Source organism: Mycobacterium sp., from assembly GCF_052143115.1.
In the GTDB taxonomy this organism is placed as follows: Bacteria; Actinomycetota; Actinomycetes; order Mycobacteriales; family Mycobacteriaceae; genus Mycobacterium.
Map to the genome: position 1 here is coordinate 12703 of NZ_JBKQTQ010000126.1, position 14858 is coordinate 27560.

At 66.6% G+C, this 14858-nt stretch carries 15 protein-coding genes and 1 pseudogene; 8 read left to right on the forward strand and 8 right to left on the reverse strand.

Annotated features, from left to right (window positions below; genetic code table 11):
• Position 1 precedes the first annotated feature (1 nt).
• Entirely contained in the window at positions 2 to 1672 is a 1671-nt protein-coding gene (alsS, locus tag ACLQI9_RS13765; RefSeq protein WP_442381723.1) for an acetolactate synthase AlsS, read from the forward strand.
• Positions 1673 to 1694: 22 nt separating this feature from the next.
• Here alsS and ACLQI9_RS13770 read toward each other — a convergent pair.
• Positions 1695 to 2579, reverse strand: a pseudogene (locus tag ACLQI9_RS13770) (hypothetical protein); the annotation flags it as partial.
• A 254-nt stretch (positions 2580 to 2833) separates the two neighbouring features.
• On the opposite strand from ACLQI9_RS13770, the gene bioB reads away from it, so the two are divergent.
• The 3 genes from bioB to ACLQI9_RS13785 are packed head-to-tail and all read left to right on the forward strand — an operon-like array spanning position 2834 to position 4752.
• Positions 2834 to 3868, forward strand: a complete 1035-nt coding sequence (gene bioB / locus ACLQI9_RS13775) for a biotin synthase BioB (RefSeq protein ID WP_442381724.1) — start codon at positions 2834 to 2836, stop codon at positions 3866 to 3868.
• A gap of 12 nt (positions 3869 to 3880) precedes the next feature.
• The gene (gene bsaP / locus ACLQI9_RS13780; RefSeq protein WP_442381725.1) at positions 3881 to 4123 is read left to right on the forward strand and encodes a biotin synthase auxiliary protein BsaP; all 243 of its coding nucleotides are present in this window, start codon (positions 3881 to 3883) and stop codon (positions 4121 to 4123) included.
• Positions 4120 to 4752 carry a DUF2567 domain-containing protein gene (locus ACLQI9_RS13785; protein WP_442381727.1) on the forward strand — a complete coding sequence of 211 codons (633 nt, stop codon included), beginning with the start codon at positions 4120 to 4122 and terminating at the stop codon, positions 4750 to 4752. Before bsaP ends, ACLQI9_RS13785 begins: the two co-directional genes overlap by 4 nt.
• On the opposite strand, the gene ACLQI9_RS13790 is transcribed toward ACLQI9_RS13785, so the two are convergent.
• Together ACLQI9_RS13790 and ACLQI9_RS13795 are read right to left on the reverse strand one after the other, a co-directional pair.
• Positions 4747 to 6084 carry a lipase family protein gene (locus ACLQI9_RS13790; RefSeq protein WP_442391775.1) on the reverse strand — a complete coding sequence of 446 codons (1338 nt, stop codon included), beginning with the start codon at positions 6082 to 6084 and terminating at the stop codon, positions 4747 to 4749. The genes ACLQI9_RS13785 and ACLQI9_RS13790 overlap by 6 nt on opposite strands.
• Before the next feature lie 14 nt (positions 6085 to 6098).
• A complete protein-coding gene (locus ACLQI9_RS13795) occupies positions 6099 to 6830 on the reverse strand; it encodes an NUDIX hydrolase (protein ID WP_442391776.1) in 732 nt (243 codons plus the stop codon).
• Positions 6831 to 6878: 48 nt separating this feature from the next.
• On the opposite strand from ACLQI9_RS13795, the gene nadA reads away from it, so the two are divergent.
• The 3 genes from nadA to nadC are packed head-to-tail and all read left to right on the forward strand — an operon-like array spanning position 6879 to position 10389.
• A complete protein-coding gene (nadA, locus tag ACLQI9_RS13800) occupies positions 6879 to 7940 on the forward strand; it encodes a quinolinate synthase NadA (RefSeq protein WP_442381733.1) in 1062 nt (353 codons plus the stop codon).
• A complete protein-coding gene (locus tag ACLQI9_RS13805; protein WP_442381735.1) occupies positions 7937 to 9523 on the forward strand; it encodes an L-aspartate oxidase in 1587 nt (528 codons plus the stop codon). Before nadA ends, ACLQI9_RS13805 begins: the two co-directional genes overlap by 4 nt.
• Before the next feature lie 8 nt (positions 9524 to 9531).
• Positions 9532 to 10389 carry a carboxylating nicotinate-nucleotide diphosphorylase gene (gene nadC, locus ACLQI9_RS13810; RefSeq protein ID WP_442381770.1) on the forward strand — a complete coding sequence of 286 codons (858 nt, stop codon included), beginning with the start codon at positions 9532 to 9534 and terminating at the stop codon, positions 10387 to 10389.
• 3 nt (positions 10390 to 10392) lie between these two features.
• On the opposite strand, the gene ACLQI9_RS13815 is transcribed toward nadC, so the two are convergent.
• Genes ACLQI9_RS13815 through ACLQI9_RS13830 form a run of 4 tightly spaced genes read right to left on the reverse strand, consistent with a single transcriptional unit; the run spans position 10393 to position 13200 of the window.
• On the reverse strand, positions 10393 to 11136 hold the full coding sequence (locus tag ACLQI9_RS13815; protein WP_442391777.1) for a class I SAM-dependent methyltransferase: 744 nt from the start codon (positions 11134 to 11136) through the stop codon (positions 10393 to 10395).
• 53 nt (positions 11137 to 11189) lie between these two features.
• Positions 11190 to 12260, reverse strand: a complete 1071-nt coding sequence (locus tag ACLQI9_RS13820; protein WP_442381739.1) for a hypothetical protein — start codon at positions 12258 to 12260, stop codon at positions 11190 to 11192.
• Between the two features lie 11 nt (positions 12261 to 12271).
• Entirely contained in the window at positions 12272 to 12589 is a 318-nt protein-coding gene (locus ACLQI9_RS13825) for a hypothetical protein (protein WP_442381741.1), read from the reverse strand.
• 44 nt (positions 12590 to 12633) lie between these two features.
• Complete coding sequence (locus ACLQI9_RS13830; protein WP_442381743.1) at positions 12634 to 13200, reverse strand: TetR/AcrR family transcriptional regulator; 567 nt, start codon at positions 13198 to 13200, stop codon at positions 12634 to 12636.
• 40 nt (positions 13201 to 13240) lie between these two features.
• Between ACLQI9_RS13830 and ACLQI9_RS13835 the strand changes: the two genes are divergently transcribed.
• Positions 13241 to 14269 (forward strand): alcohol dehydrogenase catalytic domain-containing protein, encoded by a 1029-nt coding sequence (locus ACLQI9_RS13835; protein WP_442381745.1) that lies wholly within the window; start codon positions 13241 to 13243, stop codon positions 14267 to 14269.
• 112 nt (positions 14270 to 14381) lie between these two features.
• Here the strand turns inward: ACLQI9_RS13835 and ACLQI9_RS13840 are convergent, their stop codons facing one another.
• The gene (locus ACLQI9_RS13840) at positions 14382 to 14792 is read right to left on the reverse strand and encodes a nitroreductase family deazaflavin-dependent oxidoreductase (protein ID WP_442381746.1); all 411 of its coding nucleotides are present in this window, start codon (positions 14790 to 14792) and stop codon (positions 14382 to 14384) included.
• Between the last annotated feature and the right edge of the window lie 66 nt (positions 14793 to 14858).

Consider the following 14858-nt stretch of genomic DNA (forward strand, 5'->3'; position numbering starts at 1 on the left):
GGTGAGTAAAAGCGACGCGCGATCAGCCCAACGCGTGGTCGAGACGCTGTCCGCGTACGGCGTCCAATTCATCTTCGGGGTGCCGGGGGCCAAGGTTGACGCCGTCTTCGACGCTCTGCTTGACGACGGCCCCGAATTGGTGGTTTGCCGCCACGAGCAGAACGCGGCGTTCATGGCCGCCGCGGTCGGCCGGCTTACCGGTACGCCCGGTGTCGCGCTGGTGACATCAGGACCGGGCACCACCAACTTGGCCACCGGTCTGATCACTGCTACCACCGAGCAGGACCCCATGGTCGCCATCTGCGGGGCCGTCGCCCGAGCCGATCGACTCAAGCGCACCCACCAATCGATGGACGCTGTCGCGGCGCTCAAACCCTTCACGAAATACACCGGGGAGGTCAACGATCCCGACAACGTGCCGGAAGCGATCGCCAACGCCATCCGCGCCGCAGTTGCCGCACCTCGCGGCGCCGCGGCGGTGGTACTCCCGGCCGATGTATTGACGACTGCCACCTCGGCGGCAATCGTGGAGCCGTCGCCGGTGCCAGCGCTAGGCCCGGCACCCGCAGACCGAATCATCGAGGCCGCCAACCTGATTCGGGCAGCGCAGCGCCCGGTCCTATTTGTCGGTGTTCGCGTTGGCGATCCGGAGCCATGTGCGGCGCTGCGTGAGTTGCTTGCGGTCACCGACCTGCCGGTCGTGGAGACATTCCAGGCTGCCGGTGTGGTGTCGCGCGAACTCGAGGATCACTTCGTCGGCCGCGTTGGTCTGTTCCGCAACCAGCCCGGCGACATCCTCATCAGCCACGCCGATGTTTTGGTCACCGTCGGGTACGACCCGGTCGAATACGAGCCGCGGCTGTGGAACTCCGATCCAGCCCGGACGGTGATCCACATCGACGAGATTCCCGCCGACATTGACAACCACTATCAGCCCACCTGCGAGTTGCGCGGCGACATCGCCGCGACGCTGACCGCGCTGATCCCGCCGCTATCAGGGTTGCGGCTGAGCGACAGCGTGAACGCCGGCATCGCGGAACAACGTGCCGCGCTGCGCAAGATCGACGCGGAAGCACACAACCGCCCGCAGACCGATGTCGGTGTCAACCCGGCGGCGCTCGTTCTCAAGATCCGCGACCTGATCGACGACGACGCCACCATCGCCTGCGATGTGGGTTCGCACTACATTTATATGGCCAGGCATTTTCGCGTATACCAACCACGGCGATTGTTGTTCTCCGATGGCCAACAGACCCTTGGTGTCGCGTTGCCGTGGGCCATGGCCGCCGCAATGGTCCGCCCGGATACCCAGGTGGTGTCGGTGTCTGGCGACGGTGGATTCCTTTTCAGTGCACAAGAATTGGAGACCGCGACTCGTTTGGGACTCAGTTTCACTCACGTCATCATGCGCGACAACACCTACAACATGGTCGCGTTCCAGGAGGAGCTCAAGTACGGCCGCACGTCAGGGGTGCAGCTGGGCGACTATGACATCGGGCACTACGCCGCAGCGTTCGGCGCCAAAGGCATCCGCGTCGGTGGCATGACCGAGTTCGAGGCTGCGCTCAAACAATCTCTGAACGAACCAGGAATCACCATCATCGACGTACTCGTCGACTACAGCCGCAACACCGAACTGTTCGCGGAGCTGCACGAGGACGCTGTGGAATAGACGTCACCGCGTAACACGGGTGCTATGCGCTGAAAAGCAAGTACAGCCCGGTAAAGGTATAGCCGACCATCACCAGCATCATGGTGAGCTGGCCGGTGAGCTGATGGCCGGCCGGCAGGAGACGCAGCGCTTTGTCATGGGCCGCAATCACCGCCACGATGTGTCCGGTGACCACGCATGACACCTTGATCACCGCAAGCACGGTCGGATGCAGGGACAGCACATAAGCGGCGTGCAGGTGCGCCAGCCCGAGCGGGTTCCATCCCCGGCCGAACGGATCGGCGAGGGCGAACACGGCCTGTTGACCGCGCTCCACCAGATAGGACAGGTAGTGAGCGAAGATGTAGCCCACCACGATGGGGATCAGCGAGTGCGCCATCTGGCCCGGTAATGCGCGACGCTGCTCGGGGTTGATCCCTCCAGTGGCGCGGGCGGCCAACGAAAAAGTCAGCGCCACAACCGAAATGAAGATGACCAACCCGACGGTCCGCAGCGCCGACAACGACACCGTCACCGGTACATCGCCGACAGCTTTCGCAAGCCGGTCGGCGGAGTTGCGCCACGTCACCGACGACGAGAAGCTGTCGAACGCGGTCGAGCCAAGCAGCACCGCCAAAATCGCGACCACACCTGGGCGAATCGGCAAGGACAACAGATGGTCGAACGGGTTGCCGATCGCGATTCTCCCGGTTTCCGGGTTGCGTCGAAACGGCGACAGCCGCGAAATCGCCATGCTGTAAACCCCAAACGGGTCGACCCGGGCGAACCATCGTTGTCCCCACAGCCAAGCCCCGCCCAACAGCACCACGGCATAGATCAGCAGCCAGCATTTGACCCACGGCAGCGAGGCCGGGTTCGGGCTGGCCAATTCCATCCACACAAAGGCGAAGAGGCCCAGGAACGCCGGCCCGGCCAGCAGGATCCAATGATGGGCCAGGTACTCGACGTGCTGATCAGTCACTTGCGTTCATTTCGGGGGCTCTACCTTGTACCCATCCAGGTACCCGCGGCGGCCGCTGCAACCACATCACGTTTGTGCGGGTGCACACCGCTAGCCTAGCGTGGGCACCGTTCAACGCAGGCCGTGATGAGCCGGGGCGCTACCGTCCCGCGTGCTCGCACACGACGTGGACGTGGTTCAACAGACATAAGGAGTAGCGGGTGACTCAGGCGGCGACTCGGCCAACCCCCGGCACCGACAGCACCGACATCCTGACCGTGGCCCGTCAGCAGGCGCTCGAGCGCGGTGAGGGACTGAGCCAGGAGCAGGTGCTGCAGGTGCTGCAACTGCCCGACGACCGACTCGAGGAACTCTTGGCCCTGGCCCACGAGGTGCGAATGGCCTGGTGCGGACCCGAGGTCGAGGTCGAAGGCATTATCAGCCTGAAAACCGGTGGCTGCCCGGAGGATTGTCATTTCTGCTCGCAGTCGGGGCTCTTCGCCTCGCCGGTGCGCAGCGCCTGGCTCGACATTCCCAGCCTGGTGGAGGCGGCGAAGCAGACCGCGAAGACGGGTGCCACGGAGTTCTGCATCGTCGCGGCGGTGCGCGGACCCGACGAGCGGTTGCTGGCCCAGGTGGCCGCAGGTATCGAGGCGATCCGCGATGCCGTCGACATCCAGATCGCCTGCTCGTTGGGGATGCTGACCGCCGAGCAGGTGGACCGGCTGTCGGCGATGGGGGTGCATCGCTACAACCACAACCTGGAGACCGCCCGCTCGTTCTTTACCAATGTCGTGACGACCCACACCTGGGAAGAGCGCTGGCAGACGCTGTCGATGGTGCGCGAGGCAGGCATGGAGGTGTGCTGCGGCGGCATTCTCGGCATGGGCGAGACGGTGGAGCAGCGCGCCGAGTTCGCCGCCAACCTAGCCGAGCTGGACCCCGACGAGGTGCCGCTGAACTTCCTCAACCCGCGTCCCGGCACGCCGTTCGGCGACCTGGAGGTGCTGCCGGCCGGCGAAGCGCTCAAGGCGGTGGCCGCATTCCGGCTGGCATTGCCGCGCACCATGCTGCGCTTCGCCGGCGGTCGCGAGATCACCCTTGGCGACCTTGGCGCCAAACAAGGCATTCTGGGCGGGATCAACGCCGTAATCGTCGGCAATTACCTGACCACACTGGGCCGCCCCGCTGAGGCCGATCTCGCGCTGCTCGACGATCTGCAGATGCCGATCAAGGCGCTCAACGCCAGCCTGTAGAACGAGAAGTTGATGGTTCGCGATCTGCCTGCACCGATCGGTGCGGGTGTCTACAACGTCTATACCGGCTTGTCGTGCCGCGACGACCCGACCGGTCGTACCGTGCCGACGGCGGCCCAGCTCGGCCTTGAGCCGCCCCGATTCTGCGCCGAGTGCGGCCGCCGGATGGTGGTGCAGGTCCGACCCGACGGCTGGTGGGCCAAGTGTTCGCGGCACGGGTTGGTGGACTCGGCCGACCTGGAAGCGCGCCGATGACTGGGCCGCAGCCGTCCGACGCCCCGCGCACGTCGCGGCGGCGGGCGGTCGTCGCGACTGCGGCGGGGTTGCTGCCCGCGGGCGTGCTCGTCGGCGTGCTTTGGTCGTGGATCGCCCCGCCGATCCACGGAGTGGTGGCGTTGACCCACGAGGGTGATCGGTTGCAGGACTACCTGGGCGATGAATCCGAGAAGTTTTTCGTCGCGCCATTTCTGATGCTCGGGCTGGTGAGCGTCGTCGCCGCGGTGGCGGCTGTGCTCGCGTGGCAGTGGCGGGCACACCGCGGCCCGGGAATGGTCGTCGGGCTGTGCACCGGTGTGGTGATCGCCGCCGCGGCCGCCGCCGGAGTCGGCGTGCTGCTGGTGCATCTGCGCTACGGCGTCGTGGATGTCGCCGCGGCGCCGGTGAGTCACGACCACCCGTTCTACTACTTCACCGAGGCGCCGCCGGTGTTCTTCGGTCGCACGCCGTGGCAGATCGCCTGCACGCTGCTGTTACCCGCGAGCACCGCCGCCCTGGTATATGCGGTACCGGTCGCGGCAACCGCGCGCGATGATCTCGGCGGCTATCCGGCCGTCGACCCGTCTTGTCCGCAGCCCGCGGATGCGCCGACGTCCGCGCGCTCATAGCGGGCGGCGGTGGATCGCCTTTCCGGTGATCACCTTGGCCGCGATCGCGGCCAGTCGCGCCATGCCGACGTAGGTCGCCGGGTTGAACAACGTCGGCCATTTCGTGCGGACCAGATGATCGGTCAGCGGTCGGCCGGCAAACCGGTCCCGCAGCCAGCGCAGTGTCATTGGCGCAGACAGCGGATGAAGCAGCAGGTGTTCGTTGAACGCGTCGCGGTGGTAGGTGACTTTCGTGCCGCCGGCCATGTAGGTGTGGGCCAGCTCGTCGATGTCCTCGACAGCGATCAGGTAGTCGTGCACGGCCTGCACCAGCAACACCGGCGGTTTGGGCGTGGCCTTACCCAATTTGATGTTGTCGAAGACGTATTGCACCTCCGGCATCGCCAGGATCTCGTCGAGCGGCCAGTCGAGGTAGATATTGACGTCCTTCTTCGCCATCCGGATGCAGGCCCCCACCGTGGTCATCCGTTCCAACCGTTCCAGCACAGCCCGCCCCTCGGAGTTGGTGTGCTCCTCGATCACCCGGTCCAAATCGGGGTAGAGGTGCGACAGCGCCGCGATCACCATGGCCGGCAGACCGGCCAGCAAGCTGCCGTTGAGTCGACGGAAGGTGTGGCCGAGATCGCCGACTGGTGATCCGAGCACCGCGCCGACGATGTCTAACTCGGGTGCATAGTCGGCGCAGAGTTCAGCGGCCCACGCGCTCGCCAGTCCGCCGCCGGAGTACCCCCACAACGCCACAGGCGCGGACGGGGACAACCCCAGGCGCTCCGAGTGCAAGGCCGCCCGGATCCCGTCGAGAATGCAATACCCGGGTTCGTACGGCGCGCCCCAAATTCCGTCGGGACCCTCATGGTCAGGCACCGACACCGCCCAGCCCTCAGCGAGGGCGGCGTTGATCAACAGAAACTCCAACTGCGCCAGCGAGCCCACGGCCTTCGCATGTCGTCGCAGCGCGTAAGAGGGAAAGCAGCGGGATGTCACCGCGTCGATCGCGCACTGATACGACAACACCGGGCAGGGCCGCTCGGGCGTGATGCCTGCAGGGACGATCACCGTGGTCGCCGCCGCCACCGGCAACCCGTTCATGTCCGTCGTGCGATACAACAGCTGGGTACCCATGGTCCGTTGCGCTACTAGCCCCAGAAAGGCCAGCTCGACGTCGCGCGAACGCAGCACGGTGCCGGGCACGGCGTGCTGGTAACCGGGTGGCGGCTGGTAGAACGGGTCGTCCGGCGGCAGCAGCGGGCGGGCCTTGGGCCGCAATTCCTCGTGTGGTGCGCGACCGATCCATTCCGCGCCGGTTGTGGTCGCAAGGCTGCCAATGTCCATCCAGGCATTGTTGCTTAAGAAGGCATTAAGAATCCAGTCGGCCCGCCGGGAGGTCGCAGGGCGGCGAACTCGTCGGTTACCCGCAGCTGTGAATCGGTGAAGCGGTACAGCGCCGCAGGGCGGCCGCCGCTGCGCCCGGATTGCGCGACGGTGCCGGTCGCGGTGATGACGCCGCGACGGGCCAGCACGCGCTGCAGGTTCGTCGTATCGACCTGGTAATCCAGCGCGGCACCGTAAATGTCACGCAGCGTCGACAGCGCGAATTCGGTTGGAGCTAAAGCGAATCCGATGTTCGTGTAGGACATCTTGGCGGCCAGCCGGGTGCGGGCGTGGGCGATCATCGGGCCGTGGTCAAACGCCATCGTCGGCAGTGCGGTGACCGGGTGCCAGCAGGTGTCGGGCGGCAATTCCGGGGTGGCGGGGGAGGGCACCAGACCCAGAAATGTCGACGCGATCGTGCGGGTGCCGGGCACCCGCTCGGGATCGGAGAACACCGCGAGCTGCTCCAGATGAGCGACTTCCCGCAGGTCGACCTTCTCGGCCAGTTGACGTCGCACCGACGTCGTCATGTCCTCATCGTGGCGCAGCCGTCCGCCCGGCAACGACCACGCACCTCGCTGCGGGTCGCGGGCGCGTTGCCACAGCAGGACGCTGAGCTGCGGCTTTTGGGCCTTCGGCCCGGGCCCGAGACCGCGAACCTGGAATACGACAGCGAGCACTTCGTGGGCAGTGCTACCATGGGCCATGTTTTCGATTATAAGTCGAAAACCGGGTCGGGTGCGAAAGGAACGGCCATGACGGTCCTGAATCGCTCAGACCCGGTGGCAAATGGGTTGGTAAAAGACCTGGCCGCAGCTATCACCAGTTCTCCCACCGGTTACGCCGGCGTCGACGGCGACGAACGGTGGGCGGCCGAGATCCGGCGGCTGGCCGAGCTGCGCAACGCGACGATTCTGGCGCATAACTACCAGCTGCCGGCCATCCAGGACGTCGCCGATCACGTCGGTGACTCGTTGGCGCTGTCGCGTATTGCCGCCGAGGCGCCCGAGGAAACCATCGTGTTCTGCGGCGTGCACTTCATGGCGGAGACCGCGAAAATCCTCAGCCCGGAGAAGACCGTGCTGATCCCCGACCAGCGGGCGGGCTGCTCGCTGGCCGACTCGATCACCGCCGAGGATCTGCAGGCCTGGAAGGACGAACACCCGGGCGCCGTCGTCGTCTCGTACGTGAACACCACCGCGGCGGTCAAGGCGCTCACCGACATCTGCTGCACGTCGTCGAACGCCGTCGACGTGGTCGCCTCCATCGACGCGGACCGCGAGGTGCTGTTCTGCCCCGACCAGTTCCTCGGGGCGCATGTGCGCCGGGAGACGGAACGGGAGAACCTGCACGTGTGGGCCGGCGAGTGCCACGTGCACGCAGGGATCAACGGCGACGAGCTCACCGCTCAGGCCCGTATGCATCCGGACGCCGAATTGTTCGTCCACCCGGAGTGTGGCTGTGCGACGTCGGCGCTGTATCTCGCCGGCGAGGGCGCCTTCCCACAGGACCGGGTGAAGATCTTGTCGACGGGCGGCATGCTCGAAGCCGCGCGTGCCACCCACGCCCGTCAGGTGCTGGTCGCCACCGAGGTCGGGATGTTGTATCAGCTGCGCAATGCCGCACCTGACGTCGACTTCCGCGCGGTCAACGATCGAGCGTCGTGCAAGTACATGAAGATGATCACCCCCGCGGCGCTGCTGCGCTGCCTGATCGAGGGCGCCGACGAAGTCGACGTCGATGCCCAGATCGCCCGCCTGGCGCGGCAAAGCGTGCAGCGGATGATCGCGATCGGCCAGCCCGGCGGCGGCGAATGAGGATTCGGCCGGCCTGGGAGCAGCGGGCCGACGTCGTCGTCATCGGCACCGGGGTCGGCGGCCTGGCCGCCGCGCTGGCTGCCCATCGTGCCGGGCGCCGGGTTGTCGTGCTCAGCAAGGCGGGCCGGAGGTTGGGCGTGACGACCACGCACTACGCCCAGGGCGGCATCGCGGTGGTGCTGCCGGATACCGACGACTCAATCGACGCACACGTCGCCGACACGCTTGCTGCCGGTGCCGGCCTTTGCGATGCCGACGCCGTGACGTCGATAGTTGCTGACGGCTACCAGGCGGTGACCGAATTGGTCGGCGCGGGAGCACGATTCGACGAGGCGGCGGCCGGCGGATGGGCGCTGAGTCGCGAAGGCGGGCATTCACGGCGGCGCATCGTGCACGCCGGCGGCGATGCCACCGGCGCCGAGGTCCAGCGCGCACTCGACCATGCGGCGGCGGCGCTGGACATCCGCAGCAACCACGTCGCCCTGCGCCTGTTGCACGATGCGGGCGCGGGGACGGATTCCGTCACCGGGGTGCTGGTGGCCAATCCGGATGGCGTCGGCATCTTTCACGCGGCGTCGGTGATCTTGGCCACCGGCGGGCTGGGGCACCTCTACGGCGCGACCACCAATCCCGATGGCTCGACCGGTGACGGGATCGCGCTGGCGCTGTGGGCCGGTGTCGCGGTGAGCGACGTCGAGTTCATCCAGTTCCACCCCACCATGCTGTTCAACGGCCACCGCGGCGGCCGACGACCGCTGGTCACCGAGGCGATCCGCGGTGAAGGCGCGGTTTTGGTTGACAGTCAAGGCAATTCGGTCACCGTAGGCGTGCATCCGATGGGCGACCTGGCGCCGCGCGATGTGGTGGCGGCCGCCGTCGACGCCCGGCTGCGCGCAACCGGAGACCCGTGTGTTTACCTCGACGCCCGCAGCATCGTCGATTTCGAGAACCGTTTCCCGACCGTCACCGCCGCGTGCCGCAAAGTCGGCGTCGACCCGGTCCGCCAGCCCATCCCGGTGGTTCCGGGTGCGCACTACAGCTGCGGCGGCGTGGTCACCGATGTGCATGGACAAACCGAGCTGCCCGGCCTATTCGCCGCGGGCGAGGTCGCTCGAACCGGCATGCACGGCGCCAACCGGCTGGCCTCCAACAGCCTGCTGGAGGGGCTGGTCGTCGGGGGCCGGGCGGGAAGGGCCGCGGCGGGACACGCGGCGCTGGTCGGCCGTCCGCGCGCGAGCGTGCCGGAGCCGACCGGCCGCACCGCGCTGGCCCGGGCCGACCTGCAGCGCGCGATGAGCCGCGATGCGTCGGTGGTTCGCGACGCCGATGGTCTGCGCCGGCTGACCGGCACGCTGTCGGCCGCGCCGGTGCGCGTCATGTTCACCAATGTCGACCTCGAAGACGCGGCGTTGACCGTGACCGCCCGCGCCGTGGCGGCCGCCGCGCTGGCCCGCGACGAGAGCCGGGGCTGTCACCACCGCGCCGAATACCCCGACACCACCGTCGTCCAGGCCCGCAGCATCGTCGTCCGGCTGGCCGATGACGACAGCGTGCGGGTCGAGGAGCCGGTGGCAGTCTGCTGATGGCTGGACTGATTTTGTCGGAATGTGAGCTCGCCGAGGCTCGCGCCACGATCAGCCGCGCGCTCGACGAGGACCTGCGTTATGGGCCGGATGTCACCACGCTGGCGACGGTGCCCGACGGCGCCGCCACCACCGCATCGCTGATCACCCGTGAGCCGGGTGTCATCGCCGGTGTGGACATCGCACTGCTGGTGCTCGACGAGGTGCTCGGCGCCGGCGGCTACCGGGTGCTTGACCGCGTCGAGGACGGCGCGCGGCTGCAGCCGGGGGCGTCCGCGCTGACGGTGGAGGCACCGATGCTCGGCCTGTTGACCGCCGAGCGCACCCTGCTCAACCTGGTCTGCCACTTGTCCGGGATTGCCAGCGCAACGGCGGCATGGGTCGACGCCGTGCACGGCACCAACGCGAAGATCCGCGACACTCGTAAGACGCTGCCGGGCCTGCGGGCACTGCAGAAGTACGCGGTCCGGGTCGGCGGTGGCGTCAACCATCGGCTCGGCTTGGGCGATGCGGCACTGATCAAGGACAACCACGTCGCGGCGGCGGGATCGGTGGTCGCGGCGCTACGCGCGGTGCGCGCGGCCGCACCCGAACTGCCGTGCGAGGTCGAAGTCGACTCGCTCGAGCAGCTCGACGAGGTGTTGGACGAGAGCGCCGAGTTGGTGCTGCTCGACAACTTTCCGGTCTGGCAGACCCAGATCGCGGTGCAACGCCGCGATGCCCGGGCGCCGGCAACCAAACTGGAGTCGTCCGGCGGGCTTTCGCTGGATACGGCTGCAGAATACGCCGGGACGGGCGTGGATTACCTGGCGGTCGGCGCGCTCACCCACTCGGTGCGGGTGCTCGACATCGGCTTGGACATCTGACCGTCAGGGCTTGACGCAGTCCAACAGGATGAAACTCGGATACGTCAGGAAGTCCTGCCAATAGCCGGGTTCGTCATCTGGGGTGGGTGACACTTCGGGCATGTGCACTGCAAAGTCCCGAAAACCCGCCTGGGTCAACGCGGACTCGTAGGCTGCGATCGGCATGTAGTAATTCTCGATCTCCAGCGTCGAATCCTCCAGCAGCAGGATCACTTTGGTCGGCGCACCCTCGAACGCGCGATCGGCGAGCGACAACGTGAAGCCGTACCTGCGGTAGTCGGGCAGCGGGTCGAAATCGTACACCGAGGGGTTGCTGACCAGGGTGACAAAGCGCCCGCCCGAATTGAGCCGGCTCGCCAGCCCCCGGCACATCTGCACGAGTTCGGCTGCGGTTTGCGCGTACACCAGCAGCCAGGCACCGACCACCAGGTCGAAATCCGCTTGCCCCACCACGGCCCGGGCGTCTTCGACGCGGTACTCGACACCGAGCGGTCGGCGCGCCTCCTGTGCACGGGCCAAGTCGATCATGCGCTCGGAAATGTCGATTCCGACCACCTCTGCGGCACCGGCGTTGCGCAGCATTCGGGTGAAATGCCCTTCACCACAGGCGACATCGAGCACTCTTTTGCCTTCGACATCGCCGATCAGCTTCATGAATGAATAGGCTTCGACACGTAAATGGAAGGGCTGAGACCTGGCCCGTTGATACTGCTCGGCAAACCGATTTTCGTTGTAATCGGTGACCATGAAGACTCAGACTAGCCATGCCCGAGCTATAGGTCGTGGGACGACCGGGGAACTCACCACCGTGGTGGCGCGGCGCCCCGGCCGAAGCCCCACGTCGACTGACCCAATCTCGGCTTACGCGGTTCGTCGGGCGGTCGCTGAAAGTTCTCCTCCAGCAACGGTTCCGGATCAGCACCCTCGGTGATCGCAGAACACGGCGCGTTGAATTCGCAGTCACGACAATGTGCGGCGAACGTCGGGTAAATGGTTGGCCAACCGGTCATATCGACCGCCTCGGCAGCGATCGCCGGCCCCACCGAGGTGATCTCGTGGCGGCTCCGACGGATGCGAGTGCGACGCAGCACACCCGCGGTGCGCTGCTCGGTGCGGTCGGTTGCAGCGGGGCGTGACGCCTGCGCCGACATCCGTCGGTGCTGTGGGAGCGATCGACCACCGCCGCTGGGCTCGTGTTGGGCCACCGCTTTCGGCAGCCGCTTCGTCGCGGACCCGGCGGGCGGGAATTTGAGTGGGCCGGCGATGCGGACCTCGTTGTGGATGGTTCCGGCGATCTGTACGCCGATGTAGTCGTGCTCGAACGCCCAGCAGGCCGCCACTGCCTGCTCGTCGCGGACCAGCGCGTCGATGTCCTGCCACTCGTCGACGATGTGATGGCAGACCACCCAGTAATCATCGGCAGCGTCTACGGCCACCAAATCGATTCGGCACGGGTAGATGACTGGAGATCCGTCGTGCACCAACAATCCCCGCTGGGGGTCGTCGGGATCGGGGACCAGTGCGTCGACATCGAGGTTGATCTTGACCGGTGCGAAGTCATCGATAGCGCTTGCCCAGGCGTCATAGCAGTCCAGCAACGCTGCCGCCATGTCGAGGACGTCGGTCGCGTCGGCATCCTCCAATGACCGTTCGAGCGCCTTGTGCACCAGCGGCTGGGTCACCTCGTGTTGCCAGTCCCAGGTACCGGGGTAGTAGTACACCGCCAACGCATCCTTGAGCGCGGCGGGCAGGGCCGGCTGGACGAACGCGACCGATCGCAGGTTGCGGCGATGCGGTGAGGCGAAATCCCACTGCCGGCGGCAGCGCTTGAACCAGGTGCGCTCGTGCGCGGTGATCCGATAGTCGACCATGGGTTCAGCCCTCAGTGATGGTGCACGTGCTGCTGCGGCCAGGGCTCGTCGACCGGCCACCGACACCGGTCCGCGCTGTTGGCCATCGACTCGAGTTCGGCGAGCAGATCGTCGAAGAACGCGCGCAGCCGCTCCGGTTCGTCGAGGGGCCAACTGGCCGAAAACGACATCCACACGTCGGGAGTGGTTGCCGGAGAGGGGATTGACGGCGTTTCAGTGCCCGTCAGCATCCGCCAGTTGTAGGCATCGCCGCAGCGCTCGAGGTACACGAGGTCATCGCGACCGGGGCGTATCGCCACGATCGAGGCGAACAGTTCATCCCGTGTCATGCGGCGCCCCGTTTATCCAGCATAGGCGCGCCGGCGGCCGCGATCTAGCGGCGAAGCAAGCGGCGTGCTGCCGGTTTGGCGGCGACGAGTGCACCCGCATCGCCCGCGATGCGGGACAGGATCAACGCTCCCTCGATCAATGAGATGACGGCAACCGCAACGCTTTCCGCGTCCGCCGCGGACCAGCCTTCGGCGACCAGCCGCTCTTCGATCGCCCTGCACCAGCCGGTGAAGGCACGTGCCGACGCGGCGCGCACCAGTGGACTGGCATTCACCGATTCGGTGGCGATCGGCTCGATCGGGCAGCCGTCGCGCCGATCGGCGGTCAGCCCGTCGACCAGCAAGTCAACCCACCGATCGACGATGTCCGCCACCGGCAGACCGCCGGCCAGGAATCTGCGCAGCAGCTGCTCGATCGCGGCCCCGGTGCCATCGACGACGGCAGCGGCCAGCTGCTGCTTGCCCTGCGGAAAGTGGTGATACAGCGAACCGGGCTTGACGCCTGCCTCGGCGAGGATCTGGGTGAGTCCGGTCGCGGCGTAGCCCTGGCGGCGAAACAGCGTGGCCGCGGTGTCGATCAACGCGGCCCGGCTGCGGTCAGGTCTCGGCACGCTATTGACAATACTTGAGTAATCACTCAAGAATGCTGAGATGAAGCAGTTGACGTTCGAAGATGTCGGGCAATACATGTGGCGCGACGTGCCCGATCTGACGATCACCGCGCCGGAGCAGGCCCTGATCAGGCCCTTGGCGGTGGCCTGTTGCGACCTCGACGTCGCGGTCGCGCACGGCCGACTGCCGATGCCGCCCGGACATGCAGTCGGCCATGAGGGACTCGGCGAGGTGGTCGCGGTGGGCGACGACGTATCCGGCGTCCGAGTGGGCGACCGCGTGGTCGTGCCGTTTCAGATCAGTTGCGGAGACTGCCGCGAATGCCGCCGCGGCGTCACGGGTTCATGCGCGTCACTGCCGATGATGGCGATGTACGGAATGGCGCCGCTTGCCGGTCTGGACGGCGGCGGATTCATGAGCGATCTGGTGCTCGTGCCCTACGCCGACGCGATGCTCATCCCGATACCCGGCGGCGTCGATCCGGTTGCCATCGCCTCACTGTCGGACAACATTCCTGACGGCTGGCGCGCGGTCGGGCCTTACCGCGCGGAGCTGGCCGGGCTCGATCAGGCCGATCGCCGCGTCCTCGTCGTCGGCCGACTCTCGATCGGGCTGTACGCGACGGCGTTCGCGGCAGCACTCGGCTTCCATGTCGACTACGTCGATACCGATTCGGACCGGCTGGCGGCCGCCGAGAAGCTCGGGGCAGTGGTTCATGAGGTAGCCAAACCCGACGAGTCTTGGGATCCCTATCCCGTCACCGTGCACACCAGCGGCGATGCGGCGCTGCTTGCCGCATCGCTGCGTGCGACGTGGCCTGATGGCGTGTGCACCGACACCGGGATTTACCCCGAATACAACGTCGAGATGCCGCTGCTGCCGATGTACACCCGCGGTGTGCGATTCATCACCGGGCGGGTCAGCGCGCGCGCCGTCATCCCGGAAATCCTGGAGCTATTGGCGGGCGGCTGCGATCTGTCGCCGGTCGTCGACCGCGTCGTGGCGTGGGACGACGCGCCATCGGTCTGGCCGACGATGGCCGGAAAGACCGTGTTTACGCGCCTTTAGGCGCTCACTTTTCGGACTAAGAGCGAGTCCATCGTCGAGATCGCACTCAGGGCTGTGATCTCTCAAAATCCACGACCCTGGGCGCAATCTCGTCGCGCTGCAGGCTCCCGGCCTAGGCGATATCGGCGACGAAGACCCCGACGCGCCCGATCTGCTGGCGGGCCAAGAAGGGCAGCCCCTTGCCGTCGCTTCCGGCGGGCAGTACTCGGGGGTTGGTGATGTGGACGTCCTTGCGGATGAAGTGCACGTCGGCTTCACCGGCGGCCAGCACGTTCTTCACCCAATCCGTTTTGCCGTGGGCCAGCCCGATGGCCAGCACGTTGCCTTTGCGGTACGCGGCGACGATGGTTTCGTACTCCTTGCCGGATGTGCGGCCACGGTGCTTGATGACCGAGAACGTCGGAAGATAGCGCGCGATCGGCTTTACCGCCGGGTTGAAGTATCTGGTTTGAAAGCTCTCAAACCAGGGCGGAAAGATCATCGGGATGCCCGGGGCGTTGTTTGGATGGTCCTTTCGGGACATGGCGGCTCCGTTTTTCGTGGTTTGCGGTCAGCGTACCGGCCCAATATGCAGTTGCCATTCTCTGGG